General features: G+C 47.7%; 14 protein-coding genes. 5 read left to right on the forward strand and 9 right to left on the reverse strand.

Annotated features, from left to right (window positions below):
• The 5 genes from K2P83_RS09355 to K2P83_RS09375 all read left to right on the forward strand — a co-directional run.
• The coding region (locus K2P83_RS09355; RefSeq protein WP_292928554.1) for an N-6 DNA methylase at nt 1-1,081 on the forward strand (1,081 nt) is incomplete at its 5' end.
• Nucleotides 1,081-2,331: a restriction endonuclease subunit S gene (locus K2P83_RS09360; RefSeq protein WP_292928556.1), complete on the forward strand. Its 1,251-nt coding sequence runs from the start codon at nt 1,081-1,083 to the stop codon at nt 2,329-2,331. The genes K2P83_RS09355 and K2P83_RS09360, both read left to right, overlap by 1 nt.
• The gene (locus K2P83_RS09365) at nt 2,328-3,461 is read left to right on the forward strand and encodes a Fic family protein (RefSeq protein ID WP_292928558.1); all 1,134 of its coding nucleotides are present in this window, start codon (nt 2,328-2,330) and stop codon (nt 3,459-3,461) included. Before K2P83_RS09360 ends, K2P83_RS09365 begins: the two co-directional genes overlap by 4 nt.
• A 69-nt stretch (nt 3,462-3,530) precedes the next feature.
• Complete coding sequence (locus K2P83_RS09370; RefSeq protein WP_292928560.1) at nt 3,531-5,921, forward strand: HsdR family type I site-specific deoxyribonuclease; 2,391 nt, start codon at nt 3,531-3,533, stop codon at nt 5,919-5,921.
• Complete coding sequence (locus tag K2P83_RS09375; RefSeq protein ID WP_292928562.1) at nt 5,860-6,753, forward strand: type I restriction enzyme endonuclease domain-containing protein; 894 nt, start codon at nt 5,860-5,862, stop codon at nt 6,751-6,753. Before K2P83_RS09370 ends, K2P83_RS09375 begins: the two co-directional genes overlap by 62 nt.
• A 17-nt stretch (nt 6,754-6,770) precedes the next feature.
• Here the strand turns inward: K2P83_RS09375 and K2P83_RS09380 are convergent, their stop codons facing one another.
• From K2P83_RS09380 to ppc, 9 genes are all read right to left on the reverse strand, one after another.
• Entirely contained in the window at nt 6,771-7,907 is a 1,137-nt protein-coding gene (locus tag K2P83_RS09380) for a PilT/PilU family type 4a pilus ATPase (protein ID WP_292928564.1), read from the reverse strand.
• A gap of 33 nt (nt 7,908-7,940) precedes the next feature.
• Nucleotides 7,941-8,984 carry a type IV pilus twitching motility protein PilT gene (locus K2P83_RS09385; protein WP_292928566.1) on the reverse strand — a complete coding sequence of 348 codons (1,044 nt, stop codon included), beginning with the start codon at nt 8,982-8,984 and terminating at the stop codon, nt 7,941-7,943.
• Nucleotides 8,985-9,181: 197 nt separating this feature from the next.
• A complete protein-coding gene (locus tag K2P83_RS09390) occupies nt 9,182-10,426 on the reverse strand; it encodes an HDOD domain-containing protein (RefSeq protein ID WP_292928568.1) in 1,245 nt (414 codons plus the stop codon).
• Between the two features lie 279 nt (nt 10,427-10,705).
• Nucleotides 10,706-11,548, reverse strand: a complete 843-nt coding sequence (locus tag K2P83_RS09395; protein WP_292928570.1) for an HDOD domain-containing protein — start codon at nt 11,546-11,548, stop codon at nt 10,706-10,708.
• A gap of 262 nt (nt 11,549-11,810) precedes the next feature.
• On the reverse strand, nt 11,811-12,062 hold the full coding sequence (locus K2P83_RS09400; protein ID WP_292928572.1) for a YfhL family 4Fe-4S dicluster ferredoxin: 252 nt from the start codon (nt 12,060-12,062) through the stop codon (nt 11,811-11,813).
• 15 nt (nt 12,063-12,077) lie between these two features.
• Complete coding sequence (coaD, locus tag K2P83_RS09405; protein WP_292928573.1) at nt 12,078-12,557, reverse strand: pantetheine-phosphate adenylyltransferase; 480 nt, start codon at nt 12,555-12,557, stop codon at nt 12,078-12,080.
• The gene (rsmD, locus tag K2P83_RS09410; RefSeq protein ID WP_292928574.1) at nt 12,550-13,104 is read right to left on the reverse strand and encodes a 16S rRNA (guanine(966)-N(2))-methyltransferase RsmD; all 555 of its coding nucleotides are present in this window, start codon (nt 13,102-13,104) and stop codon (nt 12,550-12,552) included. Before rsmD ends, coaD begins: the two co-directional genes overlap by 8 nt.
• 11 nt (nt 13,105-13,115) lie before the next feature.
• Nucleotides 13,116-14,420: a pitrilysin family protein gene (locus tag K2P83_RS09415; protein ID WP_292928575.1), complete on the reverse strand. Its 1,305-nt coding sequence runs from the start codon at nt 14,418-14,420 to the stop codon at nt 13,116-13,118.
• A gap of 42 nt (nt 14,421-14,462) precedes the next feature.
• Nucleotides 14,463-17,258 carry a phosphoenolpyruvate carboxylase gene (gene ppc, locus K2P83_RS09420; protein WP_292928577.1) on the reverse strand — a complete coding sequence of 932 codons (2,796 nt, stop codon included), beginning with the start codon at nt 17,256-17,258 and terminating at the stop codon, nt 14,463-14,465.
• Nucleotides 17,259-17,307 lie beyond the last annotated feature (49 nt).

A 17,307-nucleotide genomic window follows, 5' to 3' on the forward strand; every position in this document is an offset into this window, starting at 1 on the left:
CTACCTGTGGATCAGCCTGTTCGCCACCTCGCTCAAACCGCAAGGCCGCGCCGCATTGGTCATGGCGAATTCCGCCTCGGATGCGCGCCACTCCGAAGCCGATATCCGCAAAACGCTGATCGAACAGAATCTGATCTACGCCATGCTGACGCTGCCGTCGAACATGTTCTACACCGTCACGCTCCCAGCCACGCTGTGGTTTTTCGACAAGGCCAAGCGCGGCGACAGAATTTTGTTCATCGACGCGCGCAACATTTTCACCCAGATCGACCGCGCCCACCGCGAATTCAGCGAAGAACACATCCAGAACATCGCCGTCATCAGCCACCTGCACAAAGGCCAGCGCGAAAAATTCATCCAGCTTATCGAACGCTATTTTACTGCCGGTATGGAGCGGCTGATCGAAAACAACGAAAAGATAGAACCCGTGTGCGCGCAACTGCTCGATGTGCTGGACGATGCAGGCGGCAAGCAAGCAGTGGAAGAATTGCTGCGGCACTGGAGGGAGCTGGATAAGCTTGTGTTCCGCTACGTGCAATACCAAGAAGGACATGCGTTTGCGGTAGCGATCGATAGGAAAAACAAGGCTCAGCAACAACTGCGCGAAGCATTCGATCCGTTCTTCTCCGCATTGCACGAGGGTTTGAAACGCTTGGACAAGACCGTGCGCCAGCACGAAAAGCAGCAAACCGAGCAGGCGCAGCAGGAAGGCAAACGCACCTCAACTGACCGCAGAACGAAAGCGCTCAAATCCGCACTGGAAGAACTGCATCAGGATGTGAAAAACGCGGAAATTTACTTTCAGCATATCCACTGGCTGCAAGAGCGTTTTCCCAACGCGCAATACGAAGACGTCACCGGCCTGTGCAAACTCGCCACGCCTGAAGAAGTGAAGGAGCAGGATTATTCGCTGAACCCGGGGCGTTATGTCGGCGTAGTGATTGAGGAGGATGGCAAGAGCGAGGAGGAATTTATAGATGAGTTGCTGATAATGAACGACGAACTCATATCTTTGAACAAGGACTCACGAGCGTTGGAATCGGTGATCGCTCACAACCTAGCGCAAATTACGGAGAACTAGTGAATAACTGGAAAACCTCCAAGTTGAAAGATGTATGTGATCGTGTGACCGTGGGATTTGTCGGCTCCATGGCTCATGAGTATCAGGAAACGGGTGTTCCATTTTTCCGCTCGCAGAATATCACTCCGTTTCGTCTCAACTTGGACGGCTTGAAATACGTCAGCGAACAATTTCACGAAAAGATACGCAAATCGGCACTACATCCTGGCGATGTGGCAGTCGTTCGCACAGGGTATCCTGGCACCGCCTGTGTAATCCCCAAAGGATTAGAAGTCTCAAATTGTAGCGATTTGGTGATCATCCGACCGGGTAAGCAACTTAACCCTTACTTCCTTTGTGCGATCTTTAACTCCACTTTTGGCCGTGATCTGGTGGGGGGAAATCTTGTTGGCGCCGCCCAGCAGCATTTCAACATCACCGTAGCAAAAGAACTCAAATTTCTGCTGCCCTCTCGCGCAGTTCAAGACAAAATCGCGGTAATACTCTCGACGTATGACGAACTGATCGAAAATAACCAGCGGCGCATCGCACTGCTGGAAAAGATGGCCGAGGAAATCTACCGCGAATGGTTCGTGCGCATGCGCTTTCCCGGCCATGAGAAGGTGAAGAAGGTCAAAGGCTTGCCGGAAGGCTGGCAACGAACAAAAGTGGTAACCCTGACAAGCTATTTAAAGCGAGGCGTTGCGCCGCAATACGATGATTTTGCTGAAGGCTTCGCAATCAATCAAAAGTGCATTCGAGATGGCAAGCTAGATCTGAGCTTTGCTCGTCACCAATCGAGAGACGTGTCTGCTGATAGACAAATCAGATTTGGTGATGTGCTCGTCAATTCAACTGGGGAGGGTACACTAGGTCGTGTCGCTCAAGTGCTAACTCAATTATCAAACTGCATCGTTGATTCGCACGTTACGATAGTTCGCCCAAAACATAATGTTCCAATTCACTATTTCGGGATGACACTAAAAGCATGGGAAGTACATTTTTCCACTATGGGGCGAGGCGCTACCAACCAAACCGAGCTCTCGCCTACTGTGATAGGTAATATTGAAGTTACAATGCCATCAAAGCCGTTACAGGATGTGTTCGAGTCACACGCCGAGCCATTGTTTGCACAAATTACATATCTGACAGCACAAAATGAGCATCTTACCCGAACGCGCGACTTGCTTCTTCCCCGCCTCATCTCCGGCAAACTTTCCGTCGAGCATCTCGACATCCAATTCCCGCCAGGCATGGAGGTTCGCCCATGAAATTTGAAACATTTAAAGCCGGTACTTGGCAGCAACGCTATCAGTACAAGAGATTTGAACCGGTACCGGTGAATCATGAGTGGGTATGGGAAGATGCGACCATCAATACCTTGCTGGAAGCAGCCAATCGGGCGCTCGGGGAATTGAACGCTTTTTCTTTGATCGTACCGGATATCGACTTGTTCATTGAAATGCACGTGGTGAAGGAGGCGCAGACTTCCAGCCGGATTGAGGGCACGCAGACCGGTATCGACGAGGCGCTGATGTCTGAAGATCAGATTCAACCGGAAAAGCGCAATGACTGGCGCGAGGTGCGTAATTACATCGACGCGGTGAATAGTGCTGTTGCTGAATTAAAACGTCTGCCGCTGTCGAACCGGCTGCTGAAACAAACGCATGAAATCCTGATGCGCGGGGTGCGTGGCGAGCATAAGCTGCCGGGCGAGTTTCGCACCAGCCAGAACTGGATCGGCGGCTCCAGTCTGGCGGATGCCGCGTTTATTCCTTCCCATCCGGATAGCGTGCCGGATTTGATGAGCGATCTGGAAGCCTTCTGGCACAATGAGGAAATTGTGGTACCGCACTTGATCCGCGTGGCGATCAGTCATTATCAGTTCGAAACCATCCATCCGTTTCTGGACGGCAATGGCCGTATTGGCCGTTTGCTGATCCCTTTGTATCTGGTTAGCCATGGCTTGCTGGAGAAACCTTCGTTGTATCTATCGGATTTTTTCGAGCGCAACCGGGCGAGTTATTATGATGCGCTGATGGGTGTGCGGGTATCGAACGACCTGATTCACTGGGTGCGTTTCTTCCTACAAGGCATAGCGGAAACCGCCACCAAAGGACGTGACGTATTCCGGCAGGTATTGGCGCTACGCACCGAGGTGGAACTCGCTGTGCTGACATTGGGCAAACGCGCTGCCAATGCGCGGCAGTTGTTGAATTTATTGTATCGTAAGCCCATTGTGACAGCGGCTGACATTGAACGAAATCTGTCCGTGAGCTCGCCAACAGCGAATGCCTTGATCCGGGATTTCGAACAATTAGGGTTGTTGCAGGAAATTACCGGACAGCAACGTGGGCGCGCTTACGTGTTTGATCGTTACTTAAGCTTGTTCACTAGTTAAGGGAAACCGCTTTCCCTTAACTTAGACGACGAGCAAGTTAAAGCAAAATAAATCCGGATAGAAAACTGAATGCCTAACTTTATTTCCGAAGATCAGATCGAGCAGGCGCTGGTGCAGAAGCTCCAGCATCTGCACGGCTTCGACGTGCTCGATTGTCATACGGACAATGCAGAGGATCTGAACGACGGTTCCGACCGCGCCAGCAAACGCGATGTGATCTTGGTGGACCGGCTGCGCGAAGCCGCGTTCCGTCTGAATCCGGGTATTCCGCGAGCAGCCATCGAAAGCGCCTTGGAAAAACTGTGCGAGCGGCGGCAAGCGATGACCCTGATTGCGGCAAACCAGGAAATCTACGGCCTGTTGCGCGACGGCATTGCGGTGACGTTCGACAATGCGCAGGGACAGTCTCAGCAGGAGCGTGTGCGGTTGCTGGATTTTAATGTGTCGGGCAATAACCACTTTCTGGCCGTGATGCAGTTGTGGATCAAGGGTGAGCGCGGTTTTCGCCGCCCGGATGTGTTGTTGTATGTGAATGGTATTCCGCTGGTATTCATCGAATTGAAAAACTCGAATGTGAAGCTACGCAACGCTTATGACGACAATCTGACGAATTACAAGGCGGAGATTCCGCAGCTTTTCCTGACCAATGCGTTTTGCGTGCTGTCGAACGCCGTCGAAACCAGAGTCGGCAGCATCACGGCGCAGTGGGAGCATTATTTCAACTGGCTGCGCGCCGATGACGAAAAGCAGAAAATTGACCGTGCGGCAATCCGCGCGCAAGGCACCAGCCTGGAGGGTGTCATCGAAGGTTTGCTGCCGCAGCAAAAGTTGCTGGATTACGTGGAGAATTTCGTTCTCTATTACAAAGACACGCAGAAAATCATCGCGCAGAACCACCAGTTTATCGGCGTGAATCGCGCGTATGACGTTTTCCTCCAACGTGACGAACTGGAAGGCAAGCTCGGCGTGTTCTGGCATACGCAGGGATCGGGCAAGAGTTTTTCAATGATTTTTTATGCGCGCAAAATTTTCCGCAAACAGACCGGCAATTTCACGTTCGTGGTGGTGACCGACCGCGACGACCTGAACGGCCAGATTTATCGTAATTTCCTCAACACCCGCACGGTGAGTGAGGCCGAGGCGGCGCAACCGAAGAACAGCGAGGAAATGCGCAAATTCCTCGGGCAGAACAAACGCATCGTTTTTACGCTGATCCAGAAATTCCGCTGGGACAAAGGCCGCGAATATCCTGAGCTGACAGCGCGTAGCGACATCATCGTGATTGTCGATGAGGCGCACCGCACGCAATACAAGTCGCTGGCGGAGAACATGCGTAAGGGGTTGCCCAGGGCGAACTATCTGGCATTTACCGGAACACCGCTGCTCGGGCGCGAACGCAAGACCAATGCGTGGTTCGGCGGTTATGTGTCGGAATACAACTTTCAGCAGTCGATGGATGATGGTGCAACAGTGCCGCTGTTTTACCAGAAGCGCGTGCCGGAGGTGTTGATCCAGAACGAAGGTTTGAGTGAGGAGTTTTACCAGATTCTGGAAGATGAGAACCTGGATGAAGCGCAACAGGCCAAGCTGGAGCAGCGCTTTGCCAAAGAGGTGGAAGTCATCAAACGCGACGACCGGCTGGAGAAAATCGCGCGGGATATCGTTTATCACTTCCCCCGGCGCGGTTACCTCGGCAAAGGATTGGTGGTGTCGGTGGATAAATTCACCGCCGTGAAGATGCATGACAAGGTGCAGCGGCTGTGGAAGGAAGAGATAAGAAGCCTGAAAGGAATTATCAGCAAAACCACCAGCGAAATTGAGAAGCGGCGTCTGGAGCAGCGCGTTGAATTCATGCGCGCTGTTGAAATGGCGGTGGTGATTAGCGCAGACGCGGGTGAGGAAGAAAAATTCGCCGCGCAGGGTTTGACCATCAAACCGCATCGGGAACGCATGGATAGGCTTGAAAATGGGCACGATATTGAATATGACTTCAAGGCTCCGGAGCATCCGCTGCAACTGGTGTTTGTCTGCGCGATGTGGCTGACCGGCTTTGATGCACCGACGCTTTCCACTTTGTATCTCGACAAACCGATGCAAGGCCATACGCTGATGCAAACTATCGCCCGCGCCAATCGCGTGACCTCGTGGAAGATCAACGAGGTCGAGAAGCGTAACGGCGAAATCGTGGATTACTACAATGTGTTCCGCAACATGAAACTGGCGCTGAGAGACTACGCGCAAGGCGGCGACGAGACCGAATCGCCGGTCAAGGAAAAAGCGGAGCTGTTTCGTTTGCTGGACGATGCGATTGAGCAAGGCTTTGCGTTTTGCCACGGAAAGGCGGTTGCGTTGCGCGAGGTGCTGGGAAGCGATGATGTATTCAAGCAGGTCGGGCGATTTGAGTCGTTTGCCAACCTTGCTGGCCAACGACGAATGGCGCAGGAGTTTCAACGTGTATGAAAACACCATCACATCGCTGTATGAGGCGTGCAAGCCGGAGGTTTTGGGGCGCGGCATGGGGCGCGAGGTGGCGGTGTTCCAGTATTTGCGCGGCGTGATCGAAGCGCATATCGAACAGAAGGACATCGACGCGATCAGCTTGAAGATTGCCGAGCTGCTGGATGAGAGTGTGGTGGTGGATGGCGCGGAAGTGCTTAAAGCACAACAAAACGATGCGGAATATCAGATTATTCAGAAGGGCAAGACCTGGGATTTGAGCAAAATCAATTTCGACAAATTGCGCGAGGAATTTAAACAAGCAACTTACAAGCATATCGAGATCGCCGATTTGCGTGCTTTTTTGCAACATAAATTGGAGTTGATGCTGCAACAAAATGCAACCCGTACTGATTTTGCCCAACGCTTGCAGCAGATCATTGACACCTATAATGCTGGCGGTTCTTCGACCGAAAACTACTATGAAGATCTGATGCAATTCACCGGGGATTTGCGCGCGGAGGATGAGCGCCACATTCGCGAAGGCTTGAACGAGGATGAACTGGAACTATTCGATTTGCTGAAAAAAGACAAGATGACGCAAGAGGAAACACAGAAAGTCCGGCTTGCTGCAAAGTCACTGCTGCATCGCCTTCTGCAAGAACACCCCAAAGTACTGGTGCAGGACTGGTATAAGGATACGCAGACCCAGAAATTGGTGCGGTCTGCGGTCGAGCAAGTATTGGATAACAATTTACCGGAAAGCTATGATCGCGTGCTGTTTCGCGAGAAATGCGACAATGTGTTTTATCTGGTACTGGAATATGCCAGCCATGGTAGGAAGTGGGCAGCTTGAAGTTTATTGTGGTGCCCTTAGGTTATTGCCAGGTGCTCTATGCCAGAACTTAAATCCCGCGTCTTGGCTTCAGCGCCTTCGAGTTTAATTTGCAGACGTAGCTCATTCACGGAATCAGCGTTTCGCAGCGCGTCTTCATAGCTTATTTTTCCTGCCTCATAAAGCTCAAATAATGCAGCATCAAAGGTCTGCATGCCCATTTCACTGGATTTCTTCATAATCTCCTTAATTTCGTGGACATGTCCCTTAAAAATCAGATCTGCAATAAGTGGCGAGTTCAGCAGCACTTCGATGGCCGCTACACGCCCTTTCCCATCTTTCGCCGGTATCAATCGCTGCGCGATCAGTGATTTCATATTCAACGACAAATCCATGAGTAACTGAGCCCTTCGCTCCTCTGGAAAAAAATTGATAATGCGATCAAGCGCCTGATTGGCGCTGTTTGCGTGTAACGTGCCCAAACAAAGATGGCCGGTTTCGGCAAATGCGATGGCATGCTCCATGGTTTCACGATCACGTATTTCCCCGATTAAAATGACATCGGGTGCTTGCCGCAGCGTATTTTTTAAAGCCGCTTCCCATGATTCAGTATCCACACCCACTTCACGTTGCGTAATGACACAATGGATATGTTCATGCACATATTCCACTGGATCTTCAATGGTAATAATATGGCCGAAGCTATTTTTATTGCGGTGTCCAATTAAAGCCGCCATCGATGTGGATTTTCCCGAACCGGTGCCGCCCACAAAAATCACCAGACCCCGCTTGCTCATCACAACTTCCTTGAGTATCTGCGGTAAACCCAGATCATCAAATTCAGGAATCTTGGTTGTAATCGTACGCAACACCATGCCGACCCGTTGCTGCTGGACAAAGGTGTTAACCCGGAAACGCCCGATTCCGGCGGGGCTAATCGCAAAATTACATTCCTTGGCAGCTTCAAACTCAGCCACCTGCTTGTCATTCATAATCGCCCGGGCTAACACTTCGGTATGCTGTGCGGACAATGATTGCTGAGAAACCGGTGTCATTTTTCCATCAATTTTGCATGCAGGTGGAAACCCGGCTGTAATAAATAAGTCTGATGCCTTTTTGCTGAGCATTAAGCGCAGTAAATCAGACATAAATTTTGTTGCTTGTTCCCTATCCATAGCTACTCCTGGTGTTTTCAATCCACTGATCGATCAAATCCTGAAATTATCCTTATTCATGGCCTTGCCGCGCGCTTCAGCCACGGAAATGACATTGCGTTTCACCAGATCAGTTAAATTCTGATCCAATGTTTGCATGCCAACGTTCTGCCCCGTTTGAATTGCCGAATACATCTGCGCAATTTTGGCTTCGCGGATCAAATTACGTATCGCTGGTGTGCCGATCATTATTTCATGTGCGGCAACGCGCCCTTTGCCATCCTTGGTTCTTAACAGCGCCTGAGAAATCACAGCGCGTAATGATTCAGATAGCATTGCGCGCATCATTTCTTTTTCTTCCGCGGGAAAAACGTCAATAATACGATCCACGGTTTTTGCGGCAGAGCTCGTGTGCAATGTGCCAAATACTAAATGACCTGTTTCAGCCGCCGTCATTGCCAAGCGTATGGTTTCCAGATCACGCAGTTCGCCCACCAGAATGATGTCAGGGTCTTCACGCAACGCCGAGCGCAATGCATTGGAAAAGCTTAAGGTATCCCGCCCTACCTCGCGTTGATTAATCAGGCACTTCTTACTCTCGTGCACAAATTCGATGGGATCTTCAAGAGTCAGAATGTGACCATACTCATTTTCGTTAATGTCATTGATCATTGCCGCTAATGTGGTGGATTTTCCTGAGCCGGTAGGGCCTGTTACTAAAACGACACCACGCGGTTGTTTAGCGATTTCAGCAAATATTTTGGGCGCTTTGATATCTTCCAGACTCAAAACTCTTGATGGAATCGTTCGCATAACTGCTGCGGAACCGCGTTGCGTATTAAATGCATTGACGCGGAAACGTGCGAGATTGGGAATTGCAAAGGAAAAATCACACTCCAGGTGTTCTTCATAAAATTTGCGCTGACTATCATTCATAATGTCGTACACCATCGCGTGCACTTCCTTATGGCCCATCTCTGGCAAATTGACGCGGCGGATCTCGCCATGTATCCGGATCATTGGTGGCATACCTGCGGATAAATGCAGATCTGATGCGCTGTTCTTAACCACGAATGTAAGCAGCTCAACTATATTCATTGCGATGTCCTCTTGTGACAATAGGTAACGTCAGGTGAAATATTCGAATAAGAATTCATGAGTCTCAGGTAAGCAGTACCTGAGCTAGCTCGTTAGTCAACGGAAGGAGAAGATGAAAATTGAGTAATTCTGGTCAGAGAATGCATAGAAAACGGAGTCCGATCAACTTGACAGGATTACCTATCAATTGCTTGGTTTTATGCGGGTTGATTGATTGCGTCACTGATTCGGTTGGCCCAGGCTGCTGCTTCCAGCTCCATTTTGGTGAATTCACTGATGCTCAGAAAACCCAAGTCTAACAGCATCGCTGAAACTGTCTCAAACTCACCTTTCTCATGGGCTTCTATCAATTCCAGTTGACGACCCAGATAGCCACGCCGATTTAGCAAAGCTTCGCTCATATCTTTCTGTATGCTGAGCGAACTCACCAGTTCGGCCATTTCTATCCCAAGTAAGGTATCCAGCAATGATAAGGTACCCACCATAAAAGCGCGATCCTGGTGATTCTTGTCATGCGGGCGATCTGCTATGGCAATGAACTCAAGTAGTTTGCCTCGTAACGTGGCGGTTTGCATTAATGCATCTGAGGCGTTACCGCCCTTTTGTTTGGCGGCATAGAGTAATATCTGCACCCAGCGTTGCAGCTGTTTCCGGCCGAGTATCATAATGGCTCGTTTTATCGAGTTAATTGTTCTTGGCAAGCCACCTGCGGCAGAGTTGACCATGCGCAGCAGGTTATAGCTTAAACCGGGTTGATACTTGAGTTCATTCTCAATTTCACTCACATCACTGTCTTTAACAACAAGCAATAAAAGCTTTAGTAAGGCTAGCTTGGATGGATCAATCCGTTTGCCCGAAATAATTTCCGGCTTCGCGAAATAAAAGCCTTGCAACATTTGAAAATTCAAAGCGATACAGCTCCTGGCCATTTCCTGGCTTTCAACTTTTTCTGCTAGAAACAATACCGGCCAGCGCTTTAGTTTATTTATAAGATTAATCAGGTTGTTTTGATTCAATGCAGTGATATTGATTTTGACTACATTAATTAATGGCATGATGCGGTCATATCGATTATCCAGCTGAACAACATTGGAAAGCGCTAGCTGATAACCTTTCTGTTTCAGGAAAGTACAGCGCTGAATGATTTCATCATTAATTTCAACGCTTTTTAAAATTTCGAGAACCACATGCTTTTTTGGAAGCATACAAATGGCGTCATGCAGTAATAACTCAGTGTCGACTTTAATAAAACCGCGCCGTTTTCCTATTACATTTTCAATGCCTAATTGTCCGTAGGTATCAATGATGACATTTGCCGAAGCGGCAGAATTATCTGTGACAGTAACTGTGTTATTTTGGTCGGAACGGAATAATAATTCATAGGCAACTAAATTATGTTTGCTGTCAAGAATCGGTAACCTGCCAAGATAAACCTCCTTCATATATTCTCCTGTATCTTCCATCTAGCACGCTTTTGTTTATCGTCTTGAATTAAGCCAACTTGAGTGTTAGCGTGCGCATCGTAAGATATTGTAATAATTGAAATACCCTCTGGTTATTTCAAAGAGAAAATTTCTCTGGGAGTATGCTATTACTGGGATAACCGGCTAATTTGCCCGGTGCGGCTTGGTGTTTTCCAACATAGCCGGGCACGGTATTTACCAGGCTGTGTGTAAAGATAATGCCACTTATCGATATTAGGCTTTTGTGATTTCTGGTGCCTACCGTATGGCATTGAATACTTCTGTGACTTGTAATTTTGCCACTGTCATCACTGATTCAATAATTTCAACTGACAAGCCAAGGTAGCTCCATGACTTGAACGCACGGTCAGGTATTGTTTCTTCGTGATTTATTTTCTGATTTGTACAGGGCTGAATATAGTTAGCAATATTGATAGCTGCACAAAGCGTGCTGGCGTCATACTCATATTCCGCATCCTCCATGGGATCGAGTTGGTGTTCAACCATTTTCCAGATATTAGGGGGTAATTTCCATTGCTTCAGAAGCTCAGCACCTAATTGCGCGTGAGTAAAACCAAAAATCTTACGTTCTGCCTGGACTACAACATCTTCACCTTGGGTTGTACAACTCAATACTTTTGCAGATTCTTCCGGGTACTGGCTGAAGAGGATTAATCTCCCAACACCATGCAACAATCCAGCAATAAAGAAACGTTCTCTACTGCCAACACTCGAGGAGAGTAGTCGCGCAGTTACACCACAAGGGATACTGTGATTCCAAAATGTATCCATGTCGACCAGATCGGATGAGATGCCTTTAAATGTAGAAGTCACTGATGATGCCAAAACTAGATTCCGCAGTTCTTTATGCCCAATTATGGAGATTGCTTTTAAAACAGTTTCTACTTTGCCAGAAAAACCAAAGTAAGTGCTATTCGCGAACTTTAATAATTTCGCGGTTAATGCTGGATCACTTGAAATCACCTGCTCCAATTCATAATTGGATGCGTCCCCTGAATCAATCATATCGTTTATACGAATTACAACATCCGGTAAGGAAAAAATTGAGCGAACATTCGTGGCTATCGTGTGAGGATCCATTTGAGTCTCAGTCAAGAAAATATCAATTAGCGCTGGTCTTAATTTAATTGGATAGTCGGTGGTAACATCAGATTTTGGCGATGGAATAACTGTTTTCTAGTCTGTACTCGGATCCCATTGGAATGCTTCGCAAGCAAAACCAAAATGCTCATGCGAAGATTAAACCAATATGGGCAGTAATGCGTTGACGATTAAGCGGAGAAAACGGTCTGATTTCGAGTAGAAGCGTGGCACGGTTCCGGCTGATTCCGCCAGATGTAGGCTATTTTACTGAGATAAGCGACTGATATTTAGCTTGTAGTTGTTCTTTGCTTTCAATCCTATCTGGATTGGTAATAATACAATCTACGGGACATACTTCGATACATTGCGGCTCATTGTAGTGCCCAACACATTCTGTGCATAAGCTTGCAGCTATCATGTAAATTTCTTCACCCTGAGAAATGGCACCATTTGGGCATTCGGGTTCGCAAACATCACAGTTAATGCATTCGTCAGTAATAATTAATGCCATTGAATTCTCTCGATACTATTTTGTTATTTTTTCGTGTAGTTTTTTTGCTACCAGCGGGTGTAAAAATGCATCCGCACTACCACCCAATGAAGCAATTTCACGCACAATGGTTGCTGAAATAAACATATATTGTTCTGATGGTGTCATGAATAAAGTTTCTACATCGGGATACATACTTCGATTCATCCCCGCCATCTGAAACTCATATTCAAAATCTGAAGCGGCACGCAAACCGCGCAAAATTATTCGCGCGTTTTGTTGCTGCAAGAAATTCATCAATAAACCAGAAAATGCCATAATTTTTACATTCGGACAGTCTGATAATACTTCGTGTGCCATTGCCACTCTTTCTTCCAAAGTAAAGAATGGTTTTTTACTGCTGCTTACGGCTATCGCTACGATGACTTGATCAAACAAACGCGAGGCACGCCGGACGAGATCTTCGTGCCCACGCGTTATTGGGTCAAACGTACCAGGATAGATCACTTTATCCATTCAATTCTAACTCCAGAAGCTGATAGGATACGGCACCAGCTTTTGCGCTACGTTTTACACGCCACGGTTTATCCGCGATCCAAGTACCTTTAGTCTCAGTATAAACCAACCCGCCTTTTTCCAGATGTGATGGCAGTAACGGCAACAATTTGGGTAACAGCTCAAGACGATAAGGCGGATCAAGAAAAATAACATCAAATTTCCGCACATCAGAATTCAAAAAATTTAACGCGTTTATCATTTTCAGCTCAACTTGCGTAGCTTGCAACTTTTCCTTATTTTCATGCAGTGCTTTATAAATTTTAGTGTCTGCATCGACCATCACCACTTGTGATGCGCCGCGAGATGCCGCTTCAAAACCCAATGCGCCACTGCCAGCAAACAAATCAAGACAATTCAGGCCGGTTAAATCCTGTCCCAGCCAATTAAATACGGTTTCACGTATTCTATCGGAAGTGGGTCTTAAATCAGGATTTGCTGGAAAAGTCAGCAAACGGCTGCGCCACTGACCACCAATGATACGGACTTTTCCTCTAACTAAAGTCATGGATCAAGCCGTTACTTAATTGCCCCTACGATAACAGTGACCATACCGTCTGGTTGAATCCGTCGCTGGAATGCTTGCCGGATTTGCTCGGTTGTTACTGCTTCAACCGCTACCAAATAATCCGTTAAATAAGTCAGTGGTAAATTATAAAAGCCGATCATGGAAAGATAGCTCAATATTTTGCTATTACTTTCTATTCGAAGCGGGAAACCGCCAATGATATTTTGCTTGGCAGCCAGCAATTCTTCCTCTGTTACACCACTTGCAACAAAATCTTTAAGCACTTTCTGGGTTAATGCCAGCGCTTCTTCTGACTGCTCCTTTTTTGTCTGCAAACCTATTTGAAAAGGCCCTTGTTCTTTATAGGGAGCAAAGAAGCTGTAAACGCTATAAGCCAAACCGCGTTGCTGGCGAACTTCTTCCATCAGACGTGAAATGAACCCTCCGCCGCCCAGGATATGATTTCCGACTAATAGCGGAAAATAATCCGGATCACTTCGACGCAGGCCCGGATAGGCCAATTGGATGTGGCTTTGTGTTGCCGGGTGAGGAATTCTTTTTATTCCTGCTACGGGTATTGATACTGCAGGAATTTCAGTTTTCTGTCCACTGGAAGAAAGATTGTCAGTTAATTGTTCCGCAATTGCCGCAGCTTCAAGCCGAGTCACGTCGCCAATGATTGCTATCACTGCGTTCCCGGCAACATAATAGGAACGATAGAAAGCAAGCAAATCTTCCCGCTGCAGCCTATTCAGCGCATCAATCTCTCCCAGCTCATTGAATCCGTAAGGGTGGCTGCTATAGAGCATTTTCATTAATTCACGCTCGCCAATGTAATCTGGCTTGGTGCTCGATTCTTTAATGGTCGAAACTATTCTTGCTTTTTCACGTAGCAATATTTCTTGCGAGAATTCCGGGGACTGAATAATGCGTGCAAATATATCAAGTGCTTGTTTGCGCTCCCGCTCACTGCTCAGAGTACGCAGAGCTAATCCGGCACGATCGCGGTCAAAATTATTTTTTAATTGTGCGCCGACATCGGCTAACCCTGTGGCAATTTGGTCTTCAGATAGGCCGCCAGCGCCAAGACTAAGCAAATGCCGTACCAGATTGGCGCAGCCTGATTTGCTGGCTGTATCCATGGCACTACCCGCAGCAAACTCCACATTGATATCCAGCATGGGCAAATCGTGATTTTCAACAAAATAAACTCGTGCCCCGGAGGATGTTTGCCAGTACTGGATCGGCAGAGAAGCCAATACCCATTGAGAATAAAAACTAAACAGTACAATACCTATGAATCGCTTTATTTGCACGCAAGCCTCCTACAGCTCAAGTATTTCAGTAATAAAGGCCTATTAGCCACTATTGCGCAACCCAGCGGTTACACCATTAATCGTAAGGTGGATGGAACGTTTAACTTCTTCACTATCTTCACCGGACCGGTAACGGCGCAACAATTCAACCTGCAAATGGTTAAGCGGATCAATATAAGGGGTTCTGTTGCGAATACTCCGTGCTAGCGTTGGATTATCTTGCAGCAACTCAGTATGGCCGGTCACGGCAAACAACCATTTCTGGCTTCTTGACCATTCTTCTTTGATACGCCCGAAAATCTGCTCACGCAATACCACATCTTCGACTAATTCTGCATAGCGGGATGCAATACCCATATCTGTCTTAGCTAACACCATGTCCATGTTCGACAATAATGTTTGCATAAAGGGCCATTCCCGATACATCTCCTGTAATAATGCCAATCCCTGTCCATCCTGATCGGCATGATTGACAAAAGCTTCTATTGCATGACCGAATCCGTACCAGCCCGGCAACATCATTCGACTCAAACTCCAGCTAAATACCCAAGGAATTGCACGCAAATCTTCAATCGCATCGGAATTCTTACGTGATGGCGGCCTGCTGCCAATGTGTAGCCCCGCCATTTCTCGAATCGGCGTGGATTCCAGGAAGAATTGCTTAAATCCGGGTGTTTCGTACACCAAGTCGCGGTAAGTTGCAAAAGACACGGATGCCAATTTCTCCATAGCCGAATAATAACGATCCGAATTTGTACCGATTGAATCTCGACTCAGCAGCGTTGCTTCCATCGTCGCAGCCGCCAATGTTTCAAGGTTCCGTCGCCCAATTTCAGGTTCAGCATATTTACTGCTGATTACCTCGCCTTGCTCGGTTACGCGGATTTGACCATTAACACTTCCTGGTGGCTGAGCCAGGATACTTTGATAACTCGGTCCGCCCCCCCTGCCGACCGTACCGCCGCGACCGTGAAACAAGCGTAACTCAACTTTGTGTTTGGCGAAAACTTTAGTGAGTTCAATTTCGGCTTTATAAATCTCCCAATTCGACGTGATAAAACCCCCGTCCTTGTTGCTATCAGAGTAACCCAGCATGACTTCTTGCACGTTGGCGCGCGAACTCAGTAACTTGCGATAATAGGGCAGTGAAAATAACTGATCCATAATCACGCTACAGCTACGTAAATCCGAGATTGTTTCAAATAGCGGGATAATATTGAGATGAAGTTGCGGGTTTTCGCCGGCTTGCAATAGGCCGACTTGCTGTAACAAAAATGCCACTTCCAGCACATTAATGATATCGGTGGTCATCGAAATGATGTAATTCGACATCGCTACACGTCCAAAACGGCGATGAATTTCGGCGGCGCATTGCAAAATTCGCAGTTCGGATTGTGCCAGATCGGAAAAATCAGCGTACGAGACCAGTATCGAACGCGGTTGACTAATTTCTTTAAGCAGCCACTCCGTGCGATCTTTTTCACTTAGCTGCGCATATCCTTTCCGCCCTGTGCTGCATTCGAATAATTCGCTGACGACCTGCTCATGGATCTTGCTATGCTGGCGCATATCCAGCGGTGCTAAATGGAATCCAAATACATCCACGGCGCGGCTGAGATTGCGTAATGCGCCGCGTGCTATCCATGATGATTTATGCTGTTTGAGCGAATGGATGATGACATTGAGGTCGTGCAAAAATTCAGTACTACTTGTATAGGGTGCTCTGGTTTCGGCCGGGGTGTATTGCGTGACCTGATGGCCTAATTGATGCGCGGTCGCAACCAATCGCGCAGCGATACTGAGGAAAATCCGCCGGTATGGTTCGTCAGACCGGTTAGGAATATCCGGCGCGGTAGCGGCCAGTTGTTGAACTTCATCGCTGACTTGCACCAATTGCTCGGTCAGGCTCATAGAGCGGCCGATTTTCTGCACAGCATCGATATAAAAATCCAATGCTACCGACGATTGACGTTCCACCGCCCGTAACATGACATCATGCGTGACAAAAGGATTTCCATCACGATCACCACCAATCCAGCTACCGATGCGCAAGAACGATGTGACATACGGAGCATCTTTACCCAAACGGCGTTCGAGCAGGTCTTCTATTTTGGCATAGATGTATGGGATCTCTGTCAAAAAGGTGTAGCTGTAATATGCCAAACCATTCTCAATTTCATCATACACAGACAAGCGGGTGGGACGTAACATACGAGTCTGCCACAATATCTGAATGGTAGCGCGCAAGCCTTCCTCATTGTGGCGCAATTCATTTGGCGTGAGTTCAGTCCGCGCACGTTCTTTCAGCAAACGCTCAATAGTTAATTGGCAATCCAGGATACTTCTTCGTTGGACTTCTGTTGGATGCGCTGTCAAAACCGGCGATATCATCGCTTTGCTAAAAAAGTCTACTAAGATTGAAATATCTTTTCTGCTTTCCAATATACGTTCCAGTGCTAATGTCACACTTCCAGCCTGCGGTGGGGATCCCGCTCGAAGATGTGCGCGCCGGCGCCGGTTGTGATGAACATCTTCAGCAATATTGGAAAGTAATGAGAAATAACTGAATGCACGAACGACGGGCAATGAGTCTTTGTCACTCAACTGATTGAGTATCTCATCGAGCTCATCTCTCGCCTTTAGATCTTGGTCGCGATGAAAACGAATCGCAGTCTGGCGTATATTCTCGACCAGCTCAAAAGCACTATCTCCATCCTGCTCACGTAACGTATCACCCAGCATACGTCCTAGGAAACGAATGTCTTCGCGCAATGGTAAATCTTTATCATTCACCAATTTATTGTTGGTAACACTATTCTCTGAATCAGTTGCGCTCATCGCATCACACACACACTTAAAAATGGATTTGACATGCACTTGCAACAAG

Origin of the sequence: Nitrosomonas sp., from assembly GCF_019752415.1 — a bacterium.
In the GTDB taxonomy this organism is placed as follows: domain Bacteria; phylum Pseudomonadota; class Gammaproteobacteria; order Burkholderiales; family Nitrosomonadaceae; genus Nitrosomonas.